Genomic DNA, 26,328 nt, shown 5'->3' on the forward strand with positions numbered 1-26,328 from the left:
GTGAATATTATGGTGCTTCGATCTGTTCGGTGGACACGTCCACCTCGGCAAAGAAATTCGGGCTGTGGAAGTACGGCGTGGCTGTGCCGATTCGAGCCCAACTGCCCCAGTGCGGATGGCTGTTCGCCTCGGCGCATTTGTAAAAATTCGCGTGCCACACGTGGGGGTTCACCGGGCCGAACTCGCGCAGAATGGCGAAGGGCAACAGGTACTCCACGCTCCACTCGCGAGGAGCCGGGTCTTCCGGCACTATCAGTTCGCCGGGATTCACGGTGAGCTCCATTTGCGCCGCAACATCGGGAGAAAGAACCGTCGTGTTTTCGCCGCGACCCGTTTGCCGATTGAACAGAATGCCGCCGGCAATGTTGGTCTCAATGTTGAAATAAAAGTCGCTTTCGCCAGGGCAAGGGTTAAAGAAAAACTCGACGCACGAATCTTCCCAGACACGGCCATTGAAGTCTTGCGTGCGGCCCAAGACAAAGGCGTCTTGCACGACAAACCGCAGTCGCAGAGCTTCGCCCTCGCGGGTGAGGTCCACCGTGGTTTGCGGACGCCAGGCGTCGGCGCGCTGCCAAGGGAACTCGTTGATCTCAAACGTGGGCACAGCAAATGTTAGCTGTTTCCCCGAGCGTCGTGGCGTATACTTTCGGCGTTAACATGGCCTTGACTTTGGTGGAACAAGCCCTGATTCGTCCCAGCGGATTGAACGGCGGAACGAACGACTACTCGGCGGACGACCTGCGCTATGTCGTGTCCCAGTTCCAGGTCGATCTGCCGATCTACCTGGACGATTTCCCCGAAAAGGGCAACATCAATCTGCATACCTACGCATTGGAAACCGCCACGGGCAAGCAGTTCCTTTTGCAAAAGGTGAATAGCAGTGTGTTTACGCGGCCCGCGCGGGTGATGGACTCGATGGGGGCGTGCCTCGATGCCCAGCGACGAAATCTGGAGGCGGGCGCATTTTGGGAGCCGATCGAATTGGTCCCGACTCGCGACGGCAAGTCCAACTTCGCGATCAGCGACGAGCACGGCTGGTCGGTCTGGCGATTAATGCACCGCATTCAGCGGGTCGTGAGCTTTAAGAGCCTCGCCGAAGTGCCCGCCGATCGCCGCATGTTCGTGGCCGAGCAGGTTGGCGCGGGTCTGGCCCAGTTTGGCGACCTGACTGCCGACATGCCAGTGGACCTCCCGAGCCCGCTGCCCGGATACCGACGCACGGATATCTACTTCCGTCAACTTGACGCCGCGCTTGACGATCTGCGCGACCCGTTGGAAGCGGCGCCCTACATGCCCGAAACCGAAGAACTCCGCGAGGCCTGCGGCCCGCACTTCTTTGTCAAGGCGAGTCCCGAGGTTGCCGCCGAGCGGCAAGAACGCGCGCGGCCCTGGATCAATTTTCTGCAAGAGCATCGCCCGCAGGCCATGCGGCTTTACGAAGCTCTGTCAGCAGGCAAGGTCCGCCGCACCATGATTCACGGCGACACGAAGATTGAGAACTTTCTGTTCTGCCAGGAGACGCTGCGCGTGAAGGCGCTGGTGGACTTGGACACGATTGTCAGCAGCACGTGGCTGGCCGATTACGGCGACATGGTGCGTTCGCTGGTGAATGTGGCCGGTGAAAAGGAACCCGACCTCGACCGGGTTCAGGTGAACACCGAGGTCTACGACGCGGTTCAGCGCGGCTTCTTGAGCGCGGCTCCGGGCATCACGGATGCCGAGCGCGCCTTGATGCACGACGCGGTAATCAGCATCACGATGGAACTGGGCACGCGGTTCTTGACCGATTACCTGCGCGGTGATACGTACTTTGGGGTGCCCGCCAGCGATCCAGAACTGAACCTCACTCGAGCGGCCGTGCAGTTGACTCTCGCGGATCGATTGATGCAGATTCAGAAGTAGTCAACCTAGGCACGATTTCCCCCGTATTTTTACGGGAAAAATGCCCAAAATTGCGTTGCTCACTGCTATAATCCCATGGTCTCGGAGTTGTCACTCCGGTTTTTTAAAGGAAAGGAAAATATGAAACTTCGACTCGTTTCGATTCTTGCAATCGCGACTTCGATTTCGTTTGCGGCCGACATGACTGCAGACTTCTCGATCGTGAATGGCAACCCCAATGGCGCATGGAGCTACGGCTACAAGAGCAATCTGGCGGGCTCGTTCAATGCTCTCACGAACACAAGCACCGTGAACTTCGGCTCTGGCACCTTTGACGTTTGGAACACGCCGTTGGTCCCCGATCTTCATGTCGCGCAGTTGACCTCCGGCACAATGAACGGCTACAACGGGGGAGTCGGTGGCGTGGCCGTCGGCGAAACCACCATGCACGGCGGTCCGAACGGCGAGCTTTCGACGACCCGATTCACGGTCGGCGCAAGTGGCCTTTACAACCTCAGCGGCTTCTTCAAGTCGGGCGACGCGCTTGGTAGCGTGTACGGCAACATCGACGGCTACCTTTACCATAACTCGACGGTGCTGTATAGCACTCTGAATACCGGTGTGACCCAAAGCTTCAGCCTCAGCTCGGTGTCGCTGTTGGCCGGGGACACGCTTGATCTGATGGTCGGGATGGGTCAAGATCAGTACTTCTATGACACGACCCCGGTGAACCTGACGATTACTGCGGTGCCTGAACCCGGCACGATCGCCGTGCTCGGACTCGGCGCCGTGGCACTGTTGCGACGACGCAAGTCGGCTTAACCAGGCCTTTCCGTAAACCGGAATAAGGGAGGTCCTTCATCGGAGGGCCTCCTTTGTTCGGAGAAAGCTAAAATTTTTCTAAAATTAGCATGCAACTTTGCGGGTGGTGTGTTACAAATGAAGTGCTATGAACGCACGCTTTTCCTCTCTTATGCTGCTTACCAGCATTGCTCTTGCGCCAACCGCCGCTCATGCAACTGTCGGAGTTGCCACTCAAACCTGGTACGTGACCTACGTCCAAAACTCCAACGCCCAGCCGGTCGCCGCCAGCTCGTCATCCGCGGTGGCTCTTATGGTTTACGACTCGGACGCCGACATGCCTTCCGCAACCTGGTCGGGCCCAAGCGGCCCGTTGCCGGACTTTATCATCACGCCTTCACTGGCCATCACTTACTCCAGCGACTACGGCTCCCAGGTTGGCAACTTCCTGGCCGACTATCCCGCCGGTTCTTATGTGTTCTCGGCAACGAGCGGGCCGCTCAATGGGCTCTTTGCCCAACTCAATGCCACTCCGCATGATTTTCCCGCGCAGACTCCGTTTTTCACCGGACTCACGTACACCTCGGCTCAACTGTGCCCAGCAAGCGGCGCACTGAACGTGTCGTGGAACGCGTGGAGTTCACCGGCGGCTGGCCACGACAAGTCAACCACTCTCTCGGTGGTCGGCTACACGGTGCCCGGCGACAACTATTCCCTGATCACGCCGAATACAACGACTTCGGCGACGATTCCTGGCTCGGCGCTCAGCTCCGGTCGGCACTACTTTATGGAAGTTGCGTTCCAGTCGGCGAAGAGCGCGGGGAACACTGGCTTCGGCAACACGGTTCCCGTGAGCTGGGGCTTCAACAAGCGAACCTACTTCCAGTTCTCAGTGGATGCCGCGCCGGGCACGGTGGCTGGTCAGCTCACGCTCGCCAACTTCAATCGTCCCGCTGGCGAACTCATCGACTGGGAAGTGATCAACACGGCGGATGTCGTTTTGGATTCCGGCACGATGGCCCTGGGCTACGACAACTGGTATGCCTTTAACACGACCGCGGTGGGGAACTATCGCGTGCGATTCAAGGGCCGGCACTGGCTGAGCAAGGTCTCATCCGTGCAGCCGATTGCCGCGGGGGTCAACTTCCTGAACCTGACCCTCACGAACGGGGACGTGAATGGCGATAACATCGTTGACATCGCCGACTACACGCGGCTGGCGTTGGCGTTCGACGCTCAACCGGGCGATCCTAACTACGATGAACCCGCCGATCTCGACGGGTCGTCGCTGGTGGATATCGCCGACTACAGCTACCTGGCGGCGGGCTTCGACCAAGTCGGCGAATAAACAACAAACTACGCCGAGATAGTTGCGCGCGCAACTATCTCGGCGTAGAATGAGGCATGGGAAGCCCGTTTCAACTCACCGGAATCCACCACGTCACGGCCATGGCCAGCGATCCGCAGGCCAACATCAACTTCTACGAGGGCGTTCTCGGCCTGCGCCTGGTCAAGGTCACCATCAACTACGACGACCCGAGCATGGTGCACCTGTACTATGCCAACGGCAACGCCGAAGTCGGCAGCACGTTGACTTTCTTCCCGATTCCGGGCATGCGGCAAGGCGTGAGCGGACGCGGCGCGGCCCGGTCGCTGACCTATTCCGTGCCCACGGGCACCGTCCCGGCGTGGCAGGACTATTTGGCAAGCGAGGGGGTTGCAACCCTACTGAACGAAGCCGGCGAGGTAGTTCTACGAGACCCGGACGGCATGGAGGTTCGGCTTCGACCCTCGGCGGAAGCGCCCGATCTCTACTCCGGCGGTCGCCGGCCACTCGAACTCGCGCCGCAGCGCATTGTCGGCGTGGAACTGCATAGCTTCAAACCCGCCGAGACTCAGCGATTTCTCACCGGTCTTGGCGCAACCGAGGACTTGGTGCTGGCCGATGGCGCGCAGGTCTCTCTCGTGCCGGCGTCTAACCAAACTTCGCTCAATCCGGGGGCGGGCACCTTCCACCACGTCGCCTTTACGTCGAGTCAATCCATCGAGGACACGCATGCCGCGATCATCGAAACGGGACGCCACATCTCGCCGATCATGGAGCGCGACTACTTCCGCAGCATCTATTTCCGCGAGCCGGGAGCGGTGCTGTTTGAAGTGGCGACCCTGGAGCCTGGCTTTACTTTCGATGAGCCTTTAGAGGCCCTGGGCACGTCCGTACGAATACCAGATTGGCTGACCTTGGGGAGGGAAAGCGTGAAAAACAGTCTGCCCGAACTTCATCATTTCGACGGAAATATGATATTGTTAGGATAACGTTATGACGCCCCCGCCAGATTCAGTGACCGCCGACGTTCTCTCCTACCGCGAGGTGGGGGGAGTTCAGTTCATGGCGGGCAAGAATCTGCCGGGGGTCGTCAAGCCGCGACACTCGCATGAGTTTGCGTTCTTTAATTTCGTGATTTCCGGCAGTGCCGAAGAAATCGTCGAGGCGGGTCCGACAGTGCTCTATCGCCCGTTTGAGATTCACTTCCACCCCCGCCACGAAATCCACACCTCCATTGTCGGCAAGGAAGGCAACATCGGCTTTGCCGTGACCCCGCGCTCTAACGACCTAGATCGCCTGCGCCGCAAAGGCGTGGACGTTTCGTCGCGGTTTGTCATGGGCGATGACGGGCGCGAGGTCGCACGTCACTTCTGCCACGCCTTTGAGGCCCCCGCTGGTCGCGCCGAAGTGTGGCTCATGGAGCTTTACGAAAAGCTCCTCGACGTCACGATGGCATCGCGCAGCGGGCCCGGCATTTCCGTGCAACCCTGGCTGATCCAAGCCCGCGAGATTATGCAGGAAACGTTTCGCGACCCCAAAAGCCTCAAGGAGATCGCGACCATGGTCGGCATTCATCCGGTTCATCTGGCGCAGGAATTCAAGAAGAACTACGCCGAGACGGTGGGCGAATACATGCGTCGCCTGCGCCTGGAAGAGGCCAAGTATTGGCTTGGCTCATCGGAGCTCAGTATCGCGGCCGTGAGCAAGAAACTCGGCTTCTACGATCACGCGCACTTTGTCAAGGTGTTCCGCACCGAGTCGGGCATGACCCCGAGCATGTATCGTCAGCTGAGCCGCGAGGCGCCTACCAGCGAATTGGTGTAACCCACTTCACGGCGAGTCGCGTGCGGAAGCTCGGCGCATTCGGATCGCCGAGAATCACGAAGAACTCGCTGCCCTCGAACCCGGCCTCACGATACGCAAGGTAGGAATTCAGGTTGCCGTCGCTTTGCACCAGACGTCCTGACAGGCTCCGCTTGGCATCGAATTGGTAGCTCGCCGTGCCTACCAACTGCGAAACGAAACTGTCCGAGCGCTCCTCAAAGTAGCGGACTCCAAGGTCGAGCTTGGGGATCGGTCGGCGCTGAATTCCCAAGGAGCGGGACTCGACTTTCTGCGGCCCGCGACTGCCCACGTTGTAGTTGAGGCTCAGCACGTTGTAGGGGTCCCGACGCGAGAAGTTGTAGAACGCCCCGACCTCGCGGTCGGTCGAATCGGAAAACTGCATGCTCGAGACGTACGCGCCGAAGTTGTGAAACGAGCGAAGCGCGATGGATGCCAATCCGAACGCTCCGCGTCGGTGAATGCTGCCATCGAACTTGTGCTCGAGGGCCAGCTCATTCTCAAACCTCACTCGCTCAATCGGCCCTTTGCTGGGCTGCGAGACATATTCCGAGTAAGAAAACGCGCCGGTGTAGCCGCGGAATGGAATGAGGCCCAAGTACGGATTAAAGTCCGTCGGCACACTGCGGTAAGTGACCGTGTTGAAGAAGTTCGTGACGTTGTAATCCGCGGACACTTGGTAGGTCGTGGAGTTGTTGCGGGTGCCGGAAAGCACCGCTCCATGTCCGAAAAGTAAGTGATTCCCGAAGCGGTAATTGGCCGACGAGCCGAGTAGCGTTTCGCGCAGATTGTCGTCGCGGTGGGCCGTCGCGTAGACAGCCGCGCTCCCCAATGCGCCAAGGTTGCGATTGATCCGCCCGGCAAAGTTGTATTCGCTGTTGGGGCTGGCCGTGGCCAACGCGCCCACCGTGGTGCTCGGATTCAGTTGGCCATACACCTTTGCCGCCGCGTCGATCTCACCGATGCGCCGCGAATAGAAACCGCGGCCAATGCCAAACATGGAGAGCATGCTAAACAGCTGACCACCTTCGGCGAAGAAAGGACGGCGGTCTTCCAGAAAGCGCTCGGTGCGAGTGAAGCCAACCGCCTCGACTTGCTGCTCGATGTTCTGGAAGTCCGGCGAAATCGTCGCGATGCCGTTGAGGCTTTCCGTCAGACGGACTTTCGCATCGAGACCGTATCGCAGGCGCAGGTAGTCGGGGCTGCGCCGCCCTTCGGCGCTGACATAGCCCAGCAACTGCGGCTTGCGATCGAGCTTGCCCTTGGGCATCTCGACATCCACCCAAATGCCGTCGTTTTCGCCGCGGTTCGGGCGACCGAGGTCACTCCAAAAGTAGGTGCGGGCGCGTTGGGGACAGTGGCGAAAGACGTTGAAACTCACCGAGCGCTTGCCATCGGGGCGGCTAATAATATCCCACGGAATCGCCATTTCGACGGTATAGCCGTTCGCCGTACGAGTGACCGCACTACGCCAAAGGCCGCGCCACTCACGCTTTCCGGCGCGACCACCGGCGAGATCCTCGCCCTGCGTGCCGAGCGGGTTCACTCGAAACGTGTTGCGATTGCCTTGCCGCGTGAGGAAAGGATCGATCTGAAACCCGACATGATCCTCCTGGCCCATGGCCGCGCCGGGCTGAATCTCGCGCGCCAGGATCGGTTCGCCGTCAAGCGATTCGCATCGCACGGCGACGTAAATTGCCTTGCTGTCGTACGTGACCCAGGCTTCCGTGGGCATGTTAATTGGCTCGCCGCTGGAGGCATCGTAGAAGTTGGAAAGCCTGGTTGAGGCTGCCCATTCGCCGTCGGAAATCACGCCGTCGATCGCCGGGGGAACCGCAGTTGCCGTGGCCGGAAGCTGCCGCGAGGAGTCTCCAGCCCAGCAAAGGGAACTTGTGAGGGAAACTGTTGTTATAATAAATGTGCGGAATTCGCGGGTCATACGGTTGCTCCGATCTATACTGAGGTCAAAGGTGAATCGTGCCCATGGGTTTGAACGTAATTCACTTGGGAGCCAAATATGGAGCCGAATAGACAACAAGAACGTAAGTTTTTACAAGTAAACAATCCTGCCTTTAGGGAGGATGCCTTCGACGCGGGTGCGGTTCCGGCCGCCGAGGCATCGACGGTCAACGGAGCCATCGGGAAGACTCTCTTCCTTCTGATGCTCGTGCTGATGACCGGCGTGATCGGCTACGCGATTCCGAATATTGGTATTGCCATTGGCTGCATCATCGGCACCATCGTGCTGGGTTTTGTGATAGGTTTCAAGCCCCATCTCGCACCATCAGTTTCGCCGGTGTACGCGCTGGCGCAGGGTTATGCGGTCGGTGTGATCAGCTTCGCGATCAACCGGGCGATTGGCGCTTCGATCGCGGAACGTGGCGGTCGCGGTGGCGCGAGCCTGATCTTCAACAACGCGATTCCCGCTGCGATTTTGGGCACCGCCCTGACGGTTGGCGTGATGCTGTTCCTCTATAAGGCGCAGATCATCAAGGTTACCGAGACGTTCAAGGCCGTAGTTCTTGGCGCGACGGCTGCGGTTTTTCTGCTGTATCTCGTGGTCCTCGCGCTTGTGTTCTTTGTCCCGTCGCTTCAGCAGATGGGCATCTTCCGGCCTACGTTGACAGGGATTTTGTTCAGCGTGTTGGTGATCGCGATCGCCGCGTTCAACTTGATCCTCGACTTCCACTGGATTGATGAAGCTGCCGCGAAGCGACTTCCGAAATACTATGAGTGGTATGTCGGTTTCGGCCTCATGGTCACCATCGTGTGGCTGTATGTTGAGATTCTCAAGCTCATTTGGAAGCTCAGCGCGCGTCGCTAAATCGTCCGCGTTAGGTTCAAAAAGTGCCCTCGACTTCGGTCGCGGGCACTTTTTTCATCTTTTTTCGGCGAACTCTTGCAATGTATCTATTTGTCTACTATACTGGTAGACATGATCGTCGAATTGGTCATCGAGAATTTTGCCCTGATCCATCGGGCCTGCCTGCGATTGCGCGAGGGATTCACCGCCATAAGCGGCGAAACGGGTGTCGGCAAATCGCTGGTATTGCAAGCCATTCAGCTCGTGCTCGGCGGGCGCGCAGACTACGGGTTGGTGCGGGACGGGGCGTCGGCCGGCTTGGTCGGAATGACTCTGGACTTGGGCGATAATCCCGGTTTGCGGGAGCGTTTGCTGGAGCACGGGATTGTGCTCGAAGACTCGATGCTGTTTTTGCAGCGGCAGATTTCGTCCGACGGGAAGTCGGTTTGCCGCGTCAACGGCAAGCAAGTGCCGGCGATGGTGCTACGTCAAGTTGGCGAACTCACGGTGCAGATTCATGCGCAGCACGATCACCAACTGCTTTCCTCGGCGGAGCGGCCGATGGAGATTCTGGACCTGTATATCGGTCAGGAAGCGCGCCGCTTGCGGGGTTTAGTCGAGGCGGAGTATCAGGAGTTGCGGCGGCTGGAGGTGGCCCGGGACGGGTTGGTGACGTCGGCTCGCGAACGCGAGCAGCGCATGGACTTGCTTCGCTATCAAGTTGAGGAGATTTCGGGGGCTGGCGTGTGCGTGGGCGAACTCGACCGACTGGTGGGGGAGTTGGCGCGGGTGCGGCACCTTTCTAAACTCGAAGAGCATTTGGCCCAGCTCGACCAGTTACTCGAAGGGGAGGAAGGGTCGGCGCTCGGCTCGTTGCGGCTTGCGGCGCGCTCAGCGCACGCGGTGGAGCAGATTGATGGCGAGTTCGCGGCGATTCGGGCCGGGCTGGACGAAACGCTCATCTGCGCGGAGGAGAGCTTCCGTTCGATTCAGCAGTACCGAAGTCAATTGGAGATCGACCCGGCGCGCCTCGCCGAGCTTGAGGATCGGACCGAAGCGATTCGTCGCCTGCGCCGGAAGTACGGCGACTCGGAGTTGGAGATCATCGCCTTTGGGGATGCGGCGGCGATCGAGCTGGCGCAACTGGAGAACGCCGAGTTTGCCCTGGCGGCGATGGATGAACAAGTTCAGCGCTCGGCCGAGGCGCTCGATGAAGTGTGTGTGGCCCTGACCGACCTTCGGACGGCGGCGGCGCCGCGGATGGCTGAGGACGTGGCTCGCCACTTGGGCGATCTCGGTTTGGCCAGCGCCGTGTTCGTGGTGAGCGTTGCGGCGGGCGGGCTGGGCATTACCGGTCGCGATGCCGTTTCGTTGCAGTTCTCGGCGAACCCGGGATCCGCGCCACGCGACATCGTGAAGATCGCCAGCGGCGGCGAAATGGCGCGCGTGATGCTTGCCGTTCAGGCGATGCTCGCGCATCGCGAAGGAATTCCGACGTTGATCTTTGATGAGGTGGACACGGGCTTGAGCGGCCGGGCGGCGGCGGCGGTCGGTCGCAAGCTGGCTGAGCTCGCCGGCAGCGGGCAGGTGATGGCTGTCAGTCACCTAGCGCAGGTCGTGTGCCACGCGGAGCACCACTTCCGAATTGACAAGGCTCAAGGGGAGGGCCACACTCATACGGTCGTGGAGGCGCTTGAGGGCACGACCCGTATTGAAGAAGTGGCGAGGCTGCTGAGCGGCGACGAGGTCGGCGAGACCGCCTTGCGGAATGCGGAGGCGCTTTTGGGAGTCGGGTAGAGCCCGGTAAAATGAACTCATGGCGGCAGAATTTAGCTTCGACATTGTTTCGCGAGTTGACAAACAAGAGGTGCGCAACGCGGTGGACCAGGCTCAAAAGGAGCTGGGCAATCGCTGGGACCTCAAGAACACCAACACCGAGATCGAGTTTGAGAAGGATGAGATTGAGCTGGTGGCGGGCGACGAAATGAAGCTGCAGATGGTGCGAGACATTCTGTTGAGCAAGTTCATCAAGCGCAGTATCGATCCGCGGCAGGTTGATTTTGGCAAGGAAGAACCGGCCAGCGGCATGACCGTGCGGCAAAAGGTGACCTTTAAGGTGGGGATCGAGCAGCAGAAAGCCAAGGCGTTGGTGAAGCAGATCAAGGATACTGGGATGAAGGTGAACGCCCAGATTCAAGGCGAAGAGGTCCGTGTTTCGGGCAAAAGCAAGGACGACTTGCAAAAGGCGATGCAGGCGGTCAAGGGTCTCGACCTGGATTACCCGGTCGATTTTGTGAACTTCCGATGATTTTTGAGGTCGAGCCAGGCAGGATTTGGGGGATTGACTCCGGGCTCGGCCATGAGCGGTGCACCGCCGTTTACGTGTTGCGCGCGGCCGCGGGATGGGTGCTCATTGATTGCTCGGCGGCGGCATGCTCGCCTCGCGTGCTGGCCGGTTTGGCCGAAATCGGCGTGGATGCGTTGGTCGGGATTCTTCCGACGCACGTGCACTTGGATCATGCCGGGGGCGCGGGAGTGATTTCAGCGCAGTTTCCCGGCGCAAAGGTGATTGCGCATCCCCGCGCCGCGCGGCATCTCGCCAACCCGAGCCGCTTGGTGGCGGGCGCGCGGGAGGTATGGGGTGCGGAGCGGTTCGCCGCTCTCTACGGCGAGACTTTGCCGGTGCCGGAGGACCGCCTGGTGGTGGCCGAGGATGGCGACGAATACTTCGGGCTCAGGTTCTTCGACGCGCCGGGCCATGCCCGACACCACTACATGGTGTGGGATGAGACGAGCGGCACGCTCTTTGCTGGCGACGCGTTTGGCCTTGCCTACGAGGGCGGCGTCAGCTACCCGAGCAGCTCGCCGGTGCAGTTTGATCCGGACGCCGCGCGGGCAACGATTCGCCAGATCGTTGACCTCAAGCCGGAACGGGTAGCCATCGCTCACTTCGGCGTATTGCAAGATGTCGCGGCCCGGGCGGAGCAACTGATTGAGATGCTCGACGAGTTTGAAGCGGTTGCCCGGCGCTATGAGCGCGAACCGGACCGAGTGCCGCGCATTCGCGAGGCCCTTCGCGAACTGCATCCGCCGAACGCAAACCGCGAGCGCTACGAAACGGACATCGAAATCAACGCCGACGGCCTGGATTTCTGGTTGCGGAGTCAGTCCGCGGGATATAGTAAGTCATCATGAAGGCCGCGCTACTTGCCATCTTGCTTCTATCGGCGGCCATTGCTCCGGCGCAAGACTTGGCGCCATTGCAGGCCAAACTGAACAAGATTTGCAAAGGATTTCAGGGGCGGATGGGCTACTCGCTGAAGGTCCTCAAGACCGGAAAACAGATTTCCTTTAATGGCGACGAGCGATTTCCCTCGGCGAGCACCATCAAAACCGGGGTCGCCCTCGCCGCGCTCCAGATGGTTGACGAAGGCAAGATGAAAATGTCCGACAAGCGAGCGCTCCCGCCGCCGGCGGGTCGCGAAAGCAGCATGTGGTCGTTCTTCTTCCGGGACGGATTGAAGCTGGATTTGGACGGCTGGGTGAACCTGATGGTGACGGTGAGCGATAACACCGCGACCATGGTGGTGCGCGATTGGCTCGGCACGATGGAAGTGAATCGCCGGCTCGCAGCGCTGGGCCTCGCGAATACAAAGATTCTCGGCAACGCGCCAAAAGAGGAGGTCATGATTCAGCGGCTGCGACGACAGTTCGGGATGGGTATGACCACGCCCAACGAGATGAACCGCCTCCTTGAATTGATCTATCAACGAAAAGCAGGGAGCCCGGCCGTGTGCGAGAAAATGGTCCGCATCCTCTCGCACCAATATTGGGATGATTGGATCGGGGGCAGCGTGCCGCCGGGCGTCACTTGCGCGAGCAAGTCGGGCGCGATCAGCCGGAGCCGTAGCGACACGGCGATCGTCTTCTCGCCTACGAATCCCTACATTCTCACGATCTATACCGACTCGCAAAAGGACCGTCGCTGGGCGTCAGACAACGAAGGGGATGCTTCCCTCAAGAAGATGGCTGGCATGATATGGAACCACTTGCATCCAAATTCACCCTACACCATGCCCGCGGGCTACGACAAGTTCTATCCCACCGGAGGCGGCGTTGAAGACTCCTGATTACATGCTCATCGGCGGCTCGGGCATTGGGTCACGCCTAGAGAAACTCGCGGGTCCGCGCGTGGCCATCCCCTGCGAAGGCGGGGTGATCAAAGGCCGAATGGTGACGCTCGGCGGCAAGAGCGTGCTCGCTGTGCAGCGCCACTCCGGCGGGCACAAAACACCGCCGCACCTGGTGAACTACGCCGCCTTTGCCAAGGCCGCCGCTCAGCTCGGCGTCAAGGGCGTGTTCGCCACTGCCGCCGTCGGAAGCCTCGTGCCGACCTGGACGCCAGGAACCTTTGTGATTTGTAGCGACTTCCTCGATGCGAGTTGTCGACAAACGACCGTGTTCGATCGCACGGTGGTGCACCGCGACTTTACGCATCCTTTTGATCCAAGTTTGCGCCAGGCCCTGATCGACGCCGCCAAGAGGGCCAACGAAAAGGTCGAGGAGCGCGGCGTTTACATGACGCTGAATGGACCGCGCTATGAGACTCCCGCCGAGATCAAGATGCTGCAAAGCTGGGGGGCGGAACTGGTCGGCATGACCGCCAGCACAGAGGCCATCGTGATGCGAGAATGCATGGTGCCTTACTGCTGTTTCGCCGTCGTCACCAATCTGGCGGCGGGAATCAGCGAGACCGAACTCGATCACAGCGAAGTGCTGGATGTCATGGAGGCGCGAGGCGGCAAGGTCTTGCAACTCATCGAATCGGCCATCGCAGGGCTAGGTTGACCTCATGGACGCCACGGAACTCGCGCTCGCCCTGCAACTCTGCCGCGGAATCGGTTCGAACACCACCACGCGCGCGCTGATGCGCAATCAGTTGCTCGGCTACAAGGCGGAAGGGTTCTGCGAACTCAACGAGGCAACCCTCGTCGAGGAATTCAAGTTCACCAAAACCGCCGCGAACAATTGGGTAGCAAATAGAACCCAATTGGTATCAAAAGCAAAGGAGCTTAAGAGCGACCTCGCCAAGCGCGGTGTGCGCGTCGCGAGCACCATGGACGCGCTCTATCCATATTCGCTGGAGAAGTTTCTCGATAGCCCGCCCGCGCTGCTCTTTCTCTACGGCAACATGCGCCTGCTCAACACGAAGACTTTCGCCGTCATGAGCTCGCGCAAGTCGCCGATGGCGTACCTGGAACAGATTGAGAAGCTCGCCGAAGAAGGCATTGAGCACTCCGAGGTGCTTGTCGCTGGGCACGATACCAAAGAGTATCAGCGAGCCGCGATTGTGCCGCTGCGCTGGGGATCGCCGCGCATTTTGGTGCTGGATATGGGCATGTTCGCCGCCCTCGGCGAGAACCTTGACGACGAACCGTTCCGCACCGCACGGCTGTGGCGATACAAATTCGATCCGCAAACCGATCTCGTGGTCAGCGCGATCAACCCGGTGTGGACGACTCACCCCGCGGCGAACAGCAAGCGGGACGGCCTCATCGCGGGGCTCGCGCAGCGCATCGACTTCGCGCAAGTGCGTGAGGGCGGCAACATGGATCAGCTACTTCAGCGGGCCCTGGAGGTGGGCAAGCCCGTAAGAGTGAGCGACCTCAACCTGCAAGCCAGCGAATACCGACGCAAGGGCGCGGCGCTTATTGCTTGACCATCTTGCGATAGTGACGACCAAGAAGGTCGATCGCATCCAAGAGGTTTTCGGTTTCTTGCACGCGAATCTGCGCCGCTTGCGCCATGGATTCGGCTCGAATCGGCATCTGTAAGGCGCTGGCGATCATGTCAGTCAAGGCGTCGAGCGAGTCAAACCACAATCCGGTCGCGCGGTCGTCCACATATTCGGCGAGGCCGCTGTCCTCGGGCACCATCACGGGCGCTCCGGCGGCCATGGCATGCAACAAGCACATGCTCGCGCCCTTCTCCAACGCCGGAAACACCACCAGCGAAGCCACGGCGAACAATTCGGCGCGGTCCTGGTCGCCTGCAACCACGATGTTGGCATCGGAAATGCGCGCCTGAACGCGCGAAACATCCGGCACCAAACCGGCATCATCCGAAAAAGAGACGATATGAGACTGTTCGGGATCTAATCCCAACGCCAAGCAGCAAGTCTCGCGAGACAAAGAACCGCCGTCAAAGGAGGACAAGCCCAACCGAGTGACTTTCAGGAAATCAGCGCCATACCAGCCAAGACGTTTGCGCACATACTCGCTGCAACAGTACCCAGCGCGCGCCTTGTTCAGGCGCTCCATCAACAAATCATGCGTCGAACCGGGCATGTCGTAGGCCGTATACACCCATGGCTTCTTATCGCCGAAAGCGTCAGCAAGAGCCCAACTCATTCGGTAACCGAATGAATGCACCAAGTCATAGCTGTCCAAGCGCTTAATTAGGGACTGACTGGTCCCTTTATTGAGTTTAGGATCCGTCTCAACAGGAACGACATCGGCAAAGTCGATCAAATCAATGGAGAGTTCCGGCGACCGCAAACCCTGCGCGAGCAGTTTGGCGTACTCCTGAATCCCCCGTCGCGAATTGTGAAACGCGAACGCAACCCTCACTTGTCCGCCTTCCCATAAGGGTTGCACAAGGGGTCGCCGATGACGATGTCTTTCCAGTGCAATAGCGGCGAGGCCGCGTAGAACGACTCGGCCAAATTGAAACCGTTCAGATACCTTGTGAACAGCACGTCGGCGCGGCAAAGCGCAATGGTGTAGGGCTCGCTCACATAGCCCTTCACTCCGGTGATGCCGCTCGCAATCAAGTCGGCGATCAAGCTTTGCCCCTTATCGGTCGGCAACATCGTGCGCCCGCTGGTGGAAACAAAGGTCTCCGCTAAGGCACCTGGCAAAAACCGCAAAGCCTTGTAGGCGGCCGCGTCAAAGGCGCCATCGTTGCTGCCCCAACTGCAGTAGCCCATCAGCGCCCGGCCAGGATTCACAAACTTGCCCGTCGTCTCCAACGTCACGTCCACACCCGCGCCTTTCATCATGCGGTGGGCGTTCACCATGGTTTCCTGCAATTCGCCATAGCCGCCGCCTTTGCGGTTGTCGGCGCAGTCAAAAAAGTACGGCCCTTTCACGGGTTTTGCCGTTAGGGAACGGTCCACCAGACCCTTAATGTGCTCCCATTTGTAGCCATCCAGGCGCGTAACCAGGGTCATGTTGTACTTGCGGGAGGAAAATCCTTCGGTCGCGCCGGCATAGGGGTTGGCGTTGCGGCGCATCGCGGATTCGGCCTCGGCTTCGGGCACCTTTTCCAGCGAGGCCGGAATCGGCGCGCCGTCGCGGTTCATCGCCATCAGCTTGGCGTCCACCGAATAGCCGCTGCTATCGCCCACCCGCAGCGGAATGCCCTTGGTCAACACCACAAAATCAATCTGGTTTTTGCTCAGGCTCAGCACCGCCCGCACCTTGTTTTCAATGTCGCTGCGGTAGGCGGTTTCGCCCATTTGCTCGCCGTCCAAACACTTCACGCCGATCACCTGAGTGCGCGGAATGCGGCGCTTCGAGCCGTAGTACTCGGCAATCTTGCGGCTGATCGGGCTGGTCGCGTTATACACCACCAGCACCCGCTTGCTTTCGCGCGGCGATTTGGCCGGGTCCACTCCGTAGCGTCCGCTTTCCACGTCGGGGGGAGGGGGCGGTTCCACCAGCGGTGCTTTGGGAGTCGAGCACCCCGCCGCCAAACTCAGCCACACGCTAAAGGAGGCGACGACCATTTTTCGACCTCCGTTGTTTGCGTTTGCGGGTCGCGATCTCGCGATTGCGAGTCTGCACCAGAGCTTTGGCAATTTCGGCATACATTTTTGTTCGGGCCGCCGTGCCTTGCACAAAGCCCATTTTTTCTTCCTTGTGAGTGTTGCTCACGCCGTGCAAAAGCACGCGGCGCACCCGCAAAAACTGCTTCTTCGCCGCCTGATTCAGCGCAAGCTCAATGCCAAACCGCACGTCGGGGTTGATTTGGATGCTCGCAAAGAACGTGCGGAACATGGCGCGCTGCCCGCTAAAGTGGGGGGTCACGCGCTGGGCGGTTTCACTCCAAAACTTGCCGCCCCGGAATACGCCCACCACCATGTCGGCGGTGCCGCTCAGCAGCGGCAGAATAATTTTGTCGATGTGCTCGGGTCGCAAATCCAAGAGGTCGGCGTCCACAAAGCAGATAATCTCGCAGTCGGTGGAAGTCACGCCCATGGCCATCGCGCCGCCTTTGCCGACGTTCTGCTTCAGGTCAATCACGCGCACCTCGGGGAAGGTGGCGGCCACCTCGGCGGTGCGGTCGGTACAGCCATCGCACACCACCAGAATCTCGTGCGGCAACGCGGCCGCCGTAATGGGGCGGAGCACGTTCGCAATGCGGTGCTCCTCGTTGTAGGCGGGAATGATGACGGCGACCCTCACTGGTTAGTGGAGCCCCTTTCCTTCAAGTCGTTTTCTAATTTGTTGCTCAACTTTCCAACCCATGTTTTTGGCCCAAAGGCCGACGGTTCCGGCGGCGGGCGAGCCCTTCACCATCAAACGCACATTCCGCAGCGACCGTTGCGGTTGCCAGCGCCGCTTGTAGGCTTCGGCTCCGCGCAAAAAGTCAAACTCCGCATCGCCGCGTTCAATTGCCGCGCGAATCGCGCTCGCCACCAACACTGTTCCCGGTGACAGTTGATTATACGCAGGGTCGAAGCCCGACTGATAGAAGTACGTGCGTCCAGGGACGCGCATTCCGTAAAGAACGCCCGCCGGTTGATCATTCATCCACAACAAATGGAAGTGCGCGTGGCCTTCGGCCCGCTGCAACCACTCGTAGTGAAGCCGTTTGAGGTGGGGCAGGGCAAACGCACCCGGCAGCCCGCGCTTGCGCCAGCGTTGCGCGTGCAGCTCTAAGAAAATGTCAAAGGCGCGGCGCATCGCCTCGGGTTCAGTGGCGGTTTCTAGCCGCGCGCCTTGGGTGAGGTAAGGCTCCTTTTCCGGGCGACGGACCTCGTAGCGCAAGCTCTTGTTCAGCGATTTGGCGTAGGCATCCCACGTGTCGGGGAGGTCGAGCACCAGGCATTCAGCTTGGTCGGTGGTCTCGCTGGAGGGAGCCGCGGCGAGGAGCGGATGGTTTTCGCGAATCTGGTGCAGGTCCAGCACGTCCGCCGGAAGCTGAGTGAGCGCGTCCCACATGGCGGCGGCGATGTCGGCGCGGTTCTCTAGAATCAACGGCCCCAGATAGTCACTCGGGCCGGTGCCCAACGGACGCACGCTGAGCCAAGGCTGGCGGCGACGCTCCAGCGGGTAGAGCGCGACCAAGTCGCGGCCCTCGTAGAGCGCGATCGTGCGCAGGCTGCGGCGGCGCAGGCGGGCCACGGTAAGCAGCCAGGCGGGAGTCTGAAACACGGTGCCGCTCGGCGAGTGGCGGAGCAGGTCCGCCCACGGCTCGGCGAGACCTTCGAGGGCCGCGACACCGGTCAGTAGCTCTGTTCGCAGCACTGCCCTATTATGGCCGACTAAGCCGCTACCCCTCGACGTTTTCGTACTGCTCTTTGAGGCTATTGACCACCGCCGAATCCGCAAGCGTCGTCGTGTCGCCAATGGCGCGGCCCTCGGCGATGTCGCGCAGGAGGCGACGCATGATCTTGCCGGAGCGCGTTTTGGGGAGGTCTGCCGAAAAGAACAGGTCGTCGGGGCGGGCGATCGGGCCGATCTTGGTGCCGACGTGCGCTTTGATCTCGCGTTTAAGGTCCTCGCTGGCGGTGTGGCCGGCGCGGATGGTGACGAAAGCGGCAATGGCCTGACCTTTCACCGAGTCGGTGCGGCCGATCACTGCCGCCTCAGCCACCGCGGGGTGGTCCACCAGCGCGCTCTCCACTTCCATGGTCGAGATGTTGTGGCCAGCCACCAGCATAATGTCATCCACGCGGCCGAGCAACCAAATGTAGCCGTCAGCATCAACTTTCACGCCATCGCCGGGGAAGTATTTGCCCGGGAAGCGGCTCCAGTACACGTCCAAAAATCGCTGCGGATCGCCGTAGATGCCGCGCGCCATGCTCGGCCAAGGATGAGTGATCGCGAGGATGCCGCCGTGCTCCTCGCCCGGCTGGCTCACCACCTCGTTGCCGTTTTCGTCCATCACGCAGACCTGAATTCCGGGGAACGCGCGCGTGGCCGAACCGGGCTTGGTCGCCACCAGACCCGGCAGCGGCGAAATCATGATGCCGCCCGTTTCGGTTTGCCACCAGGTGTCAACGATCGGGCACCGCCCGCCGCCGATGTTCTCGTGGTACCAAATCCAAGCTTCGGGGTTGATCGGCTCGCCGACCGAGCCAAGCAGGCGCAGGGAAGTCAGGTCGCAGCGGTCGGGGTACTCGGTGCCCCACTTCATAAACGTCCGAATCGCGGTCGGCGCGGTGTAGAGAATCGTGACCCCGTGCCGCTCAATGATGCGCCAAAAACGGTCCTTGTCTGGCGTGTCCGGCGCGCCTTCGTACACCACCACGGTCGCGGCGTTGCTGAGCGGGCCGTACGTCAGGTAGCTGTGGCCGGTCACCCAGCCGCAGTCGGCGGTGCACCAGTAAACGTCGTTCGGTTTGAGGTCGAACACCCAGTTGGCCGTCGCGGTGATTCCGGTCAGATAGCCGGCGGTGGAATGCATGATGCCCTTGGGCTTTCCGGTGGAGCCGCTCGTGTAGAGCACGAAAAGCAGGTCCTCGCTGTCCATGGGCTCGCAGGGGCAGTCGGTGGATTGCGCAGGCACGAGGTCGCTCCAGCGCACGTCGCGGCCCTCCACCCAGTTGGCGTCGGGCGCAAGGTCGGACCCAACTCGCTCCAGCACCAGCACCTTGTTGATGCTCGGGCAACCCATGGCAAGCGCGTCGTTTGTAATCTTTTTGAGTTGCACCACGGTTCCGCGACGCCATCCACCATCGGCGGTGACCACCGCCGAGCATTGCGAATCGTTGATGCGGTCGGACACGCTCTCCGCGCTGAATCCGCCAAACACCACCGAGTGCGCGGCACCAATGCGGGCGCACGCCAACATGGTCATGGGGAGCTCGGGCACCATCGGCAGATAGATGCAAACGCGGTCACCTTTCTTGACGCCCATGGCTTTGAGGGCATTGGCGATTCGGCTGACCTCGTCTTGTAACTCCCGATAAGTCAGTCGGCGCGTGTCGCCGGGTTCGCCTTCAAAAATGATGGCCGTCTTGTCGCCCAGCCCGTTGCGCACGTGCCGATCAACGCAGTTGTCGCACGCGTTGAGGGTCCCGCCGGTAAACCACTTGGCGTCGGGGAGATTCCACTCCAACGCCGTCGTCCACGGCGTCATCCAATCCAGAGTGTTGGCCCATTCCGACCAGAACGCCACGGGGCCGGCGGCGGCCCGCTCATAAATGGCGGGGTCGTTCATGTTGGCTTGGGCCACGAATTCGGCGGACGGCGCGAACTGGCGGTTTTCGTGGAGTAGAACCTCAATCGACTCTGACATGGTGTTTCGCCAAGTTTACTGGTCCTTGGGTAGTCTCGCTGATATGGTTTTGGAAGTTGCCTTTGAGGATTTCGCCGGCGAACTCGCGAGTCGGACGATCGAGAAGGTGGCTTACTATGCCCCCGCGCGGGCTGGTGGACAACTGACCGCGGGCAATCCGGGCAAAGAACTGATCTTGTTCTGCCGCACGCAGCTGGGCGAGGACGAACTACGTGGCCAACTTCAAGAGCAGGGAATTGAGATGCGGCGCGGCGCTTGGATCGGCGAAGAAGCGATCGCGATTCATGCCAACTTCTTCGATTGCCATGTCGCGGGAGTCGCGTACCGCTCGGATTCGCGCAATCCGGGGCTTTGGATGGAGGCGTTCGACAACGAGCCGACGCAACTGGACGTGTTGCGGCAGTTCTACCGCGAGTTTCAGGAAGCCGGGTTCGGCGAGAACCTGGACCTCGACAGCTTCATGCGCGCCGTTGATCCGACCGTGGTGATTCTCAGTCCGGAAAGCATCCGCACGTTCGCGCAGAAGAGTTCGGCGGTGTTGCTCGGCCCGGGCGACGACGCCTAGGCGGCCATCGCTTGGCTGGAGCGGCGCGAATAGGTGCGCATCAGCTTGAGGTTGCGCGGCGTTTGGTGAAGCCCGATCGCGTCCATGCACTCACTCTGCAGTTGCTTCGTTGTGATCTCTTCGCCTTCGGCCACCGTCACGTAAGCATGCATGCATCCGTCGGCCCAAAGCACCGAGGCTTCTAGCACCTGCGGGCGCGAGAGAAGAAAGTCTTCGGTGAGTCTAAGGCTAATGCCGCGGGGTACCACTTCACTGTGAGTCATTCCACAGAAAGTATCGGCTCGCGGGCCAGCAATTTGCAGAGATTACACGAGCATTTGAACGGCTTGTTCATACTGCTCGATGTTGTCGATATCGTTGCCGATTTCGGCGTGCTCGGTGTAGATCGCCTTCACTCGCCCGCCCATGATCTTGCCGATTGCTTGCTCTAGGCTTTGCACGGTGAGCGTCTTAGGCAGAGCCGCGCCAACCACGAACCGTCCCAGAATCCCCGGCCCGATCAGCAGCGCGAGTTTGAGCACGTTTTTGCGGTTCTTGTACGCCTTTTCGAGCTTGGGCAGGCTGCGCCGCATCATTGCTGTGTTGACCAGCGCGATGTTGCCACCCGTCACCGGGCCAATGCTCAGCCGGTAGCTCGTGCGCTTGATGCCGGGGTAAGCGGCCTCGGCGGCGTCGAGCGGAATGATCGGGTAGTTGATGAGCGCGGTCTTGTCGCACCGCTCCAAAAAGTCATCAATCGCCTCGGCGGTGATAAACGGGATATCGGCGGTAACGAGCAGGAAAGTTTCGCTGGTGATCTGGGCGAGGCCGTTGCCCAAGCTCTCGACGAAACTGCGGCCAGCCGGAATCACCGGCAAACCCTCGACCTCGGCCGTGCTGACCACCTTGATGTTGCCGAATTTGCGGACCGCCTTCAGCACGCGCTCGAGCATGGTTTGCTTGCCAAACGGGAGCTGCGCGCGGTATTCCACGCCGATGCGCCTCCTCAACGTCTCGTCCACTTTTCCGCCCGCCAAGATCAAAACATCCATCGCCGAGCCTTACTGTACCGTAGCGAGACTTTCCACTCGGCTGAGCGAGCGGGTCACGAAGACTTGGCCGTGGTCGGTGACGCGTCGCGCGGCGGCTTCCGAGTCGGTGGCCGTGTCGAATTCACCGAACACCGCCGAGCCCGATCCGGTGAGCTGGGCGAGTTTGGCCCCGGCTTGTTGTAGAGCGGATATCGCCGCGTGGCATGGCGCGGGCGCGACGAGTTCGAAATCATTTCCCGCGTTTTGCGGCTCCCATTGAAAGTCGCCGCGCTGGTCGTCGAGTTGGCGATAGGCGTGAGGCGTGCTCATGCCGACCGGCGGTTTGATGACCACGAAGTGGCGGGGCGTACCGTCGGGCAGGGCCTCGATTTCGGTGCCCGTGCCGCTCACGTGGGCGCGTCCGCCGATCAGGAAAAACGGCACGTCCGCGCCGATGCTCGCCGCCACCGCGTGCTCCTGCCCCCAAGGCAGTTCGGTGCGCAGCAGCGCCAAAAGCCCGCGAATCATGCCCGCCGCGTTGGAGCTTCCGCCGCCAAGCCCGGCCTCGCTGGGGATGCGCTTTTCGAGGTGCACCCGCAGCGGCGGCACGTCAATGAGCTCGTGCATCCGGCCCAGCACCTTTGTGAGCGTGTTCTCCGTCGGCAGGTCATCCCAGTTGGAGGTGATCAGGGTCCGTGGCCCATCGCTCAGGCTGAGGTCGATGGTATCGATCAGCGAGATCGCTTGGAACTCGCTGACGATGGCGTGGTACCCGCTCGACAACGGCGGACTGACGTTGAGAAACAGGTTAAGTTTTGCCGGGCACACCACGCGCACCATGCCCGCGTTGTACCCGACTCAGTCAGTTGCCGCGCTTGCGCCGGGCTCGTAGGGCGAGCGCACCGAATGCAATCGCCAGCAATGAAGTCGGCTCGGGGACGATGGTCGTGGTAAGGATCCCAGCTTGGCCTTGAACCTGCCCACCGATGGTGAGTTGGTTTCCGTCAAGTCGGATTACCCCGGGGAGAACATTACGACCCGTTGCTTGATTCAGCATGACGAACTGTCCATTCGCAACATTCCAGACCATTCCTTCGAAAGCACCGTTGATCAGCGCGTAGCCGACGGCAAAGTTGCCGTCAATGTCCAAAATCGCCGATTCAGTCGCCCCATTCGGATGCAGGGACATGAAGGATGCTGCCGTCCCGCGCCATACTGCCGCCTGGCTCACTCCGTTGATCGTCGCTTGACCAACTTGAATCGAGCCGCTAACGCCATGAGCGGCCGAGGACGTTGCATTCGCGGGCCCAAGAGCGGTGATGGTTTGGCCGTTGTTGGTCCAAACCGCAGCTTGAGTTTGACCGTCAAAAACGCTTCCCACCTGGCTGTTTCCTCGGGAACCGAGGATTGACGACTCAGTCCAGGGCCCACTGTGGAGCGAACTAGTGGTGCCGTCGGAAAAGTTCCAGCGCGTAGCTTGCCAGATCCCGTTAACTCGGGCGTCGCCATAGCCAAAGTTTGCATCGGCACCTGTGATCAACGACGACGTCGAGCCGACGGGAGCCAGGCTCATATAGGTGTTGGCGGCACCCGACCAGCGGGCTGCCTGAGATGCGCCGCTCAAAGTGGCTCGTGTGTAGCCGTACTGATTATTGCCGGCAATCGCGAGCACCTCAAGATAGGCGTGGTTGGGCGGCGACATGTCGACACCCGATGCGGCAGTGCCTGACCAACTAAACGGTCGGTAGACAGGGCTTTGGCTGCGCTGAACATATCCGGCTTGCTTGCCAGGAGCCAAGGCGGTGACGCTTCCGCCGTTATAGGTTGAGCCTTGCACATTGACGGGTCGCAAGGACGTGACGGTCCACGCGAATGATTGAAAAGCGATGGCAGTGGCGACCACTGAAAGACACAAACGAGAATATTTCATATGACCCTCAAAAGACGGACATGCATTTGACGACAGCCGTCGGCTAGTGTTTCAAAGAATGGAAGAACCTTGCCAGCTTTAATGGCCTTGTTGCTGGTGCTCGTCGGTGGGCGGGGTGGGAGGCATAACCGCGATCATCTTGGGGAAGGGTTGCATCTCGATTTCCTCAAGCGCCTGATCAATCGCCGACAGCTGCATCTTGGTTTCCGCGATCGTGCTCAGAAAGTCCATGTTGTCGATATCCACGGTGCGCGCCGCCAACCGATGGCCGAGCATCCGCACGCGCAATCCGTCGAGCGTGGTGACGAACACCATGGCCTGCGCCTCGGTGCGTTCCACCGCCGCCCACACGCCGGCGAGCGCCTGATTGTATTCCACCACGTTGCGGTCGGCCATTTGCAACAAGGCTTGCGCCTGCGGATCCTTCGCGTGAGACATAGAGGGCCGACTCATCGAAGTTCCGCCTTCGCTGCGGATCACCTCATCGGCCAGAATATCCGCCCGTCGCAGGGCATAGTAAATGTTGCGATCAACGCGCCGAACCGCTTGCGGAAGCTCGCTGAACACGCCGCTTCCGGACTCGCGCGAAAGGCGAATCGCCTTTTGCATGCGGGCGCTCCGATCCGCCACTTCCGTGTACAAATTTTTCAGGCGAATGTTATGGAACCGCCGCTGCGTGGATTCCAAATAAGCCGTGAACGCCCAGGCTCCAACGGCCACGAACCCCGTGCCGAATACGAGCGGCAACATGGCCCCTTGCGTACTGAGAAAGTAGCCACATAGGGCAAAGATGAATCCGCGCAAGATGGACGAAGGCTTGAGAAGGGTCTGCCAGAACACTTGCCAGTCGCGCTTCTGAACCTCTCTCATGATGCTGATTTTAGCCGAAGGGAAGTTGCACCTTAGGCATCACTTGCTCTACGGTGTAAGCCAGTTGCAAGATGCGCTCATCGCCCATGACCGGGCCCATGAGTTGCAAGCCCACCGGCAAGCCGTCGGCCAACCCGGCGTTGAGCGAAATCGCAGGGAAGCCGCCCATGTTCGCCGGAATCGTGCACGAGTCCAGCACTTTCAGAGCCATCGGGTCTTCGCTCAGCGAGCCAATAGTAAACGCAACGGTGGGGCTGGTCGGCGAGATCACGGCGTCAAAATCTCGATGCAGCGCGGCGAATTCGTCCGCCATCACAGTTCGCACTTGCTGCGCGCGGCGGTAGTAGGCGTCGTAGTATCCGGCGCTCAGCACGTAGGTGCCGGTCATAATGCGAAGCTTCACCTCGCGCCCAAAGAGTTGTCCGCGAGTGCTGGCCGAGCTGCCCGCGTGACCGTCGCCTTCGATGCGCGGCCCGTAGCGAACACCGTCGAATCGGCCCAGGTTGCTACTGGCTTCGGCGGGGGCGATGATGTAGTAAATGGTGACGGCTTGCTTGACGCTCGGCACGGAAACCGGGACGATCTCGACACCCTCGCGGCGGAGCGTTTCGAAGGCGGCTTCGACCACTTGGCGAACGCCATCTTCCAGACCCTCCTCCATCATTTCGCGCGGCACGGCGAACCGCTTGCCCTTCAGGCTCCCACCCTTGAGGTCCGAAATGTCGATTTTCGCGTCGGGCAGAGACGTGCTGTCGTGTCCGCAGTGACCGCTGATGGCAGCGGTCAGGTGAGCAACATCTTCGACCGTGGTGCCGAACGGACCGATCTGATCGAGGCTACTGGCGAAGGCGACCAGCCCATAGCGCGACACGCGCCCGTAAGTTGGTTTGAACCCGACGATGCCGGTGAGGGCGGCGGGCTGCCGAATCGAGCCGCCGGTATCGCTACCCAGCGAGAGCGGCGTGATTCCACCCGCGACGGCGGCGGCCGATCCGCCGGAACTTCCGCCCGGCGACCGCGTGAGGTCCCACGGATTGCGCGAAAGTTGGTAGGCGCTCGTTTCGGTGGAGCTGCCCATCGCAAACTCGTCGAGGTTGGTCTTGCCCGCGATGAGGCACCCCGCATCGCGCAATTGGTTGGTCACCGAGGCGCTGTAGGGAGGGATGTAGCCCTCCAAAATCTTGCTCGCGCAGGTGAGCGGTTGCCCTTCGACGGCGATGTTGTCCTTGACCGCGACGGGAACGCCCGCCAGCGGCGATGTCCAACCGGAATCGAGTTTGGCTTGGATCGCCGTGGCTTCCGCGCGCACGGCGTCGGCGTCGACGTTAAGGAACACGCCGAGCTCAGCGGCTCGCGCTTGTTTGGAAAGGAACTCTTCGGCCACTTCAGGCACGGAAATTTGCCGGGACGCGATGGCGCGTGCGAGTTCGACCGCTGTTTTGGGGTGAGACAACCGGGCTTACTCCTCGATGATAATGGGGACGACGAAGAGCCCAGCGCGAGACTTGGGAGCGGATTTGAAAATCACATCGCGCGAGAGCCCGGGCACGACCACATCGTCGGCAAGGACATTGGTAAGCGACACGGCGTGCGGTCGCGGGCGGATTCCCTCAACATCAATTTCGTCCAAGTCGCTAAAATGACCGAGGAGCGCGTTGAGCTCACCTTGGAACACTCGGAGTTCCTGTTCGGTGAGGTCGAGTCGCGCGAGTCGGGCCACATGCTGGACCTCATCGAAGGAAATCGCCATACAATGCATTATAGCGCAGG

At 60.5% G+C, this 26,328-nt stretch carries 27 protein-coding genes; 13 read left to right on the forward strand and 14 right to left on the reverse strand.

The annotated features are described in order from the left end of the window. Positions 1 to 7 precede the first annotated feature (7 nt). Positions 8 to 604 (reverse strand): hypothetical protein, encoded by a 597-nt coding sequence (locus JNJ45_02645; GenBank protein MBL8047558.1) that lies wholly within the window; start codon positions 602 to 604, stop codon positions 8 to 10. A 53-nt stretch (positions 605 to 657) separates the two neighbouring features. Between JNJ45_02645 and JNJ45_02650 the strand changes: the two genes are divergently transcribed. The 5 genes from JNJ45_02650 (at position 658) to JNJ45_02670 (ending at position 5,833) form a co-directional block, all read left to right on the forward strand. Next, positions 658 to 1,902, forward strand: a complete 1,245-nt coding sequence (locus tag JNJ45_02650) for a phosphotransferase (GenBank protein MBL8047559.1) — start codon at positions 658 to 660, stop codon at positions 1,900 to 1,902. Positions 1,903 to 2,022: 120 nt separating this feature from the next. Continuing rightward, complete coding sequence (locus tag JNJ45_02655) at positions 2,023 to 2,703, forward strand: PEP-CTERM sorting domain-containing protein (GenBank protein ID MBL8047560.1); 681 nt, start codon at positions 2,023 to 2,025, stop codon at positions 2,701 to 2,703. 127 nt (positions 2,704 to 2,830) lie between these two features. Beyond that, the gene (locus JNJ45_02660; GenBank protein ID MBL8047561.1) at positions 2,831 to 4,030 is read left to right on the forward strand and encodes a hypothetical protein; all 1,200 of its coding nucleotides are present in this window, start codon (positions 2,831 to 2,833) and stop codon (positions 4,028 to 4,030) included. Between the two features lie 56 nt (positions 4,031 to 4,086). Next, positions 4,087 to 4,998, forward strand: a complete 912-nt coding sequence (locus JNJ45_02665) for a VOC family protein (protein ID MBL8047562.1) — start codon at positions 4,087 to 4,089, stop codon at positions 4,996 to 4,998. 4 nt (positions 4,999 to 5,002) lie between these two features. Beyond that, positions 5,003 to 5,833 carry a helix-turn-helix domain-containing protein gene (locus tag JNJ45_02670; GenBank protein ID MBL8047563.1) on the forward strand — a complete coding sequence of 277 codons (831 nt, stop codon included), beginning with the start codon at positions 5,003 to 5,005 and terminating at the stop codon, positions 5,831 to 5,833. On the opposite strand, the gene JNJ45_02675 is transcribed toward JNJ45_02670, so the two are convergent. Then, complete coding sequence (locus JNJ45_02675; GenBank protein MBL8047564.1) at positions 5,814 to 7,664, reverse strand: hypothetical protein; 1,851 nt, start codon at positions 7,662 to 7,664, stop codon at positions 5,814 to 5,816. The genes JNJ45_02670 and JNJ45_02675 overlap by 20 nt on opposite strands. 204 nt (positions 7,665 to 7,868) lie before the next feature. On the opposite strand from JNJ45_02675, the gene JNJ45_02680 reads away from it, so the two are divergent. The 7 genes from JNJ45_02680 to JNJ45_02710 all read left to right on the forward strand — a co-directional run bounded on the left by JNJ45_02680 (position 7,869) and on the right by JNJ45_02710 (position 14,373). Further along, positions 7,869 to 8,675, forward strand: a complete 807-nt coding sequence (locus tag JNJ45_02680; protein MBL8047565.1) for a Bax inhibitor-1/YccA family protein — start codon at positions 7,869 to 7,871, stop codon at positions 8,673 to 8,675. A 111-nt stretch (positions 8,676 to 8,786) separates the two neighbouring features. Next, positions 8,787 to 10,451, forward strand: coding sequence for a DNA repair protein RecN (recN, locus tag JNJ45_02685; GenBank protein MBL8047566.1), 1,665 nt, complete (start codon positions 8,787 to 8,789; stop codon positions 10,449 to 10,451). A gap of 19 nt (positions 10,452 to 10,470) precedes the next feature. Continuing rightward, complete coding sequence (locus tag JNJ45_02690; GenBank protein ID MBL8047567.1) at positions 10,471 to 10,962, forward strand: YajQ family cyclic di-GMP-binding protein; 492 nt, start codon at positions 10,471 to 10,473, stop codon at positions 10,960 to 10,962. Further along, positions 10,959 to 11,849: an MBL fold metallo-hydrolase gene (locus JNJ45_02695; GenBank protein MBL8047568.1), complete on the forward strand. Its 891-nt coding sequence runs from the start codon at positions 10,959 to 10,961 to the stop codon at positions 11,847 to 11,849. Before JNJ45_02690 ends, JNJ45_02695 begins: the two co-directional genes overlap by 4 nt. Continuing rightward, the gene (locus tag JNJ45_02700; GenBank protein ID MBL8047569.1) at positions 11,846 to 12,784 is read left to right on the forward strand and encodes a serine hydrolase; all 939 of its coding nucleotides are present in this window, start codon (positions 11,846 to 11,848) and stop codon (positions 12,782 to 12,784) included. Before JNJ45_02695 ends, JNJ45_02700 begins: the two co-directional genes overlap by 4 nt. Next, positions 12,771 to 13,502 (forward strand): MTAP family purine nucleoside phosphorylase, encoded by a 732-nt coding sequence (locus JNJ45_02705; GenBank protein MBL8047570.1) that lies wholly within the window; start codon positions 12,771 to 12,773, stop codon positions 13,500 to 13,502. The genes JNJ45_02700 and JNJ45_02705 overlap by 14 nt, the downstream gene beginning before the upstream one ends. 4 nt (positions 13,503 to 13,506) lie before the next feature. Further along, positions 13,507 to 14,373, forward strand: a complete 867-nt coding sequence (locus JNJ45_02710) for a DNA-processing protein DprA (protein ID MBL8047571.1) — start codon at positions 13,507 to 13,509, stop codon at positions 14,371 to 14,373. Here the strand turns inward: JNJ45_02710 and JNJ45_02715 are convergent. From JNJ45_02715 to acs, 5 genes are all read right to left on the reverse strand, one after another. Further along, positions 14,363 to 15,184, reverse strand: coding sequence for a glycosyltransferase family 4 protein (locus JNJ45_02715; GenBank protein ID MBL8047572.1), 822 nt, complete (start codon positions 15,182 to 15,184; stop codon positions 14,363 to 14,365). The two genes, JNJ45_02710 and JNJ45_02715, sit on opposite strands and share 11 nt — an antisense overlap. A 95-nt stretch (positions 15,185 to 15,279) precedes the next feature. Continuing rightward, entirely contained in the window at positions 15,280 to 16,443 is a 1,164-nt protein-coding gene (locus JNJ45_02720) for a TIGR03790 family protein (GenBank protein MBL8047573.1), read from the reverse strand. After that, the gene (locus JNJ45_02725) at positions 16,424 to 17,122 is read right to left on the reverse strand and encodes a glycosyltransferase family 2 protein (GenBank protein MBL8047574.1); all 699 of its coding nucleotides are present in this window, start codon (positions 17,120 to 17,122) and stop codon (positions 16,424 to 16,426) included. The genes JNJ45_02720 and JNJ45_02725 overlap by 20 nt, the downstream gene beginning before the upstream one ends. Positions 17,123 to 17,125: 3 nt before the next feature. Beyond that, a complete protein-coding gene (locus JNJ45_02730; GenBank protein MBL8047575.1) occupies positions 17,126 to 18,187 on the reverse strand; it encodes a GNAT family N-acetyltransferase in 1,062 nt (353 codons plus the stop codon). Between the two features lie 25 nt (positions 18,188 to 18,212). Beyond that, positions 18,213 to 20,183 carry an acetate--CoA ligase gene (gene acs, locus JNJ45_02735; GenBank protein ID MBL8047576.1) on the reverse strand — a complete coding sequence of 657 codons (1,971 nt, stop codon included), beginning with the start codon at positions 20,181 to 20,183 and terminating at the stop codon, positions 18,213 to 18,215. A 43-nt stretch (positions 20,184 to 20,226) separates the two neighbouring features. Between acs and JNJ45_02740 the strand changes: the two genes are divergently transcribed. Continuing rightward, positions 20,227 to 20,748 (forward strand): hypothetical protein, encoded by a 522-nt coding sequence (locus JNJ45_02740; protein MBL8047577.1) that lies wholly within the window; start codon positions 20,227 to 20,229, stop codon positions 20,746 to 20,748. Here the strand turns inward: JNJ45_02740 and JNJ45_02745 are convergent. The 7 genes from JNJ45_02745 to gatC form a co-directional block, all read right to left on the reverse strand. Beyond that, positions 20,745 to 21,011, reverse strand: coding sequence for a hypothetical protein (locus JNJ45_02745; protein MBL8047578.1), 267 nt, complete (start codon positions 21,009 to 21,011; stop codon positions 20,745 to 20,747). The two genes, JNJ45_02740 and JNJ45_02745, sit on opposite strands and share 4 nt — an antisense overlap. Positions 21,012 to 21,053: 42 nt before the next feature. Continuing rightward, on the reverse strand, positions 21,054 to 21,779 hold the full coding sequence (locus JNJ45_02750) for an NTP transferase domain-containing protein (GenBank protein MBL8047579.1): 726 nt from the start codon (positions 21,777 to 21,779) through the stop codon (positions 21,054 to 21,056). Between the two features lie 9 nt (positions 21,780 to 21,788). After that, positions 21,789 to 22,598 carry a 4-(cytidine 5'-diphospho)-2-C-methyl-D-erythritol kinase gene (ispE, locus tag JNJ45_02755; GenBank protein ID MBL8047580.1) on the reverse strand — a complete coding sequence of 270 codons (810 nt, stop codon included), beginning with the start codon at positions 22,596 to 22,598 and terminating at the stop codon, positions 21,789 to 21,791. Between the two features lie 22 nt (positions 22,599 to 22,620). Beyond that, positions 22,621 to 23,610 (reverse strand): PEP-CTERM sorting domain-containing protein, encoded by a 990-nt coding sequence (locus JNJ45_02760; protein ID MBL8047581.1) that lies wholly within the window; start codon positions 23,608 to 23,610, stop codon positions 22,621 to 22,623. Positions 23,611 to 23,766: 156 nt separating this feature from the next. Next, complete coding sequence (locus JNJ45_02765; protein ID MBL8047582.1) at positions 23,767 to 24,558, reverse strand: hypothetical protein; 792 nt, start codon at positions 24,556 to 24,558, stop codon at positions 23,767 to 23,769. A gap of 10 nt (positions 24,559 to 24,568) precedes the next feature. Next, the gene (gatA, locus tag JNJ45_02770; GenBank protein ID MBL8047583.1) at positions 24,569 to 26,011 is read right to left on the reverse strand and encodes an Asp-tRNA(Asn)/Glu-tRNA(Gln) amidotransferase subunit GatA; all 1,443 of its coding nucleotides are present in this window, start codon (positions 26,009 to 26,011) and stop codon (positions 24,569 to 24,571) included. A 6-nt stretch (positions 26,012 to 26,017) separates the two neighbouring features. After that, positions 26,018 to 26,308, reverse strand: coding sequence for an Asp-tRNA(Asn)/Glu-tRNA(Gln) amidotransferase subunit GatC (gene gatC, locus JNJ45_02775; GenBank protein MBL8047584.1), 291 nt, complete (start codon positions 26,306 to 26,308; stop codon positions 26,018 to 26,020). Positions 26,309 to 26,328 lie beyond the last annotated feature (20 nt).

It is taken from the genome of Chthonomonas sp. (assembly GCA_016788425.1).
Taxonomy (GTDB): domain Bacteria; phylum Armatimonadota; class Fimbriimonadia; order Fimbriimonadales; family Fimbriimonadaceae; genus JAEURQ01.

Coding starts and splice junctions, on each gene's coding strand:
- JNJ45_02650 (MBL8047559.1), top strand. CDS start 658: ATGGCCTTGACTTTGGTGGAACAAGCCCTGATTCGTCCCAGCGGATTG.
- JNJ45_02655 (MBL8047560.1), top strand. CDS start 2,023: ATGAAACTTCGACTCGTTTCGATTCTTGCAATCGCGACTTCGATTTCG.
- JNJ45_02660 (MBL8047561.1), top strand. CDS start 2,831: ATGAACGCACGCTTTTCCTCTCTTATGCTGCTTACCAGCATTGCTCTT.
- JNJ45_02665 (MBL8047562.1), top strand. CDS start 4,087: ATGGGAAGCCCGTTTCAACTCACCGGAATCCACCACGTCACGGCCATG.
- JNJ45_02670 (MBL8047563.1), top strand. CDS start 5,003: ATGACGCCCCCGCCAGATTCAGTGACCGCCGACGTTCTCTCCTACCGC.
- JNJ45_02680 (MBL8047565.1), top strand. CDS start 7,869: ATGGAGCCGAATAGACAACAAGAACGTAAGTTTTTACAAGTAAACAAT.
- recN (MBL8047566.1), top strand. CDS start 8,787: ATGATCGTCGAATTGGTCATCGAGAATTTTGCCCTGATCCATCGGGCC.
- JNJ45_02690 (MBL8047567.1), top strand. CDS start 10,471: ATGGCGGCAGAATTTAGCTTCGACATTGTTTCGCGAGTTGACAAACAA.
- JNJ45_02695 (MBL8047568.1), top strand. CDS start 10,959: ATGATTTTTGAGGTCGAGCCAGGCAGGATTTGGGGGATTGACTCCGGG.
- JNJ45_02700 (MBL8047569.1), top strand. CDS start 11,846: ATGAAGGCCGCGCTACTTGCCATCTTGCTTCTATCGGCGGCCATTGCT.
- JNJ45_02710 (MBL8047571.1), top strand. CDS start 13,507: ATGGACGCCACGGAACTCGCGCTCGCCCTGCAACTCTGCCGCGGAATC.
- JNJ45_02720 (MBL8047573.1), bottom strand. CDS start 16,443: ATGGTCGTCGCCTCCTTTAGCGTGTGGCTGAGTTTGGCGGCGGGGTGC.
- acs (MBL8047576.1), bottom strand. CDS start 20,183: ATGTCAGAGTCGATTGAGGTTCTACTCCACGAAAACCGCCAGTTCGCG.
- JNJ45_02740 (MBL8047577.1), top strand. CDS start 20,227: ATGGTTTTGGAAGTTGCCTTTGAGGATTTCGCCGGCGAACTCGCGAGT.
- JNJ45_02745 (MBL8047578.1), bottom strand. CDS start 21,011: ATGACTCACAGTGAAGTGGTACCCCGCGGCATTAGCCTTAGACTCACC.
- JNJ45_02750 (MBL8047579.1), bottom strand. CDS start 21,779: ATGGATGTTTTGATCTTGGCGGGCGGAAAAGTGGACGAGACGTTGAGG.
- ispE (MBL8047580.1), bottom strand. CDS start 22,598: ATGGTGCGCGTGGTGTGCCCGGCAAAACTTAACCTGTTTCTCAACGTC.
- JNJ45_02765 (MBL8047582.1), bottom strand. CDS start 24,558: ATGAGAGAGGTTCAGAAGCGCGACTGGCAAGTGTTCTGGCAGACCCTT.
- gatC (MBL8047584.1), bottom strand. CDS start 26,308: ATGGCGATTTCCTTCGATGAGGTCCAGCATGTGGCCCGACTCGCGCGA.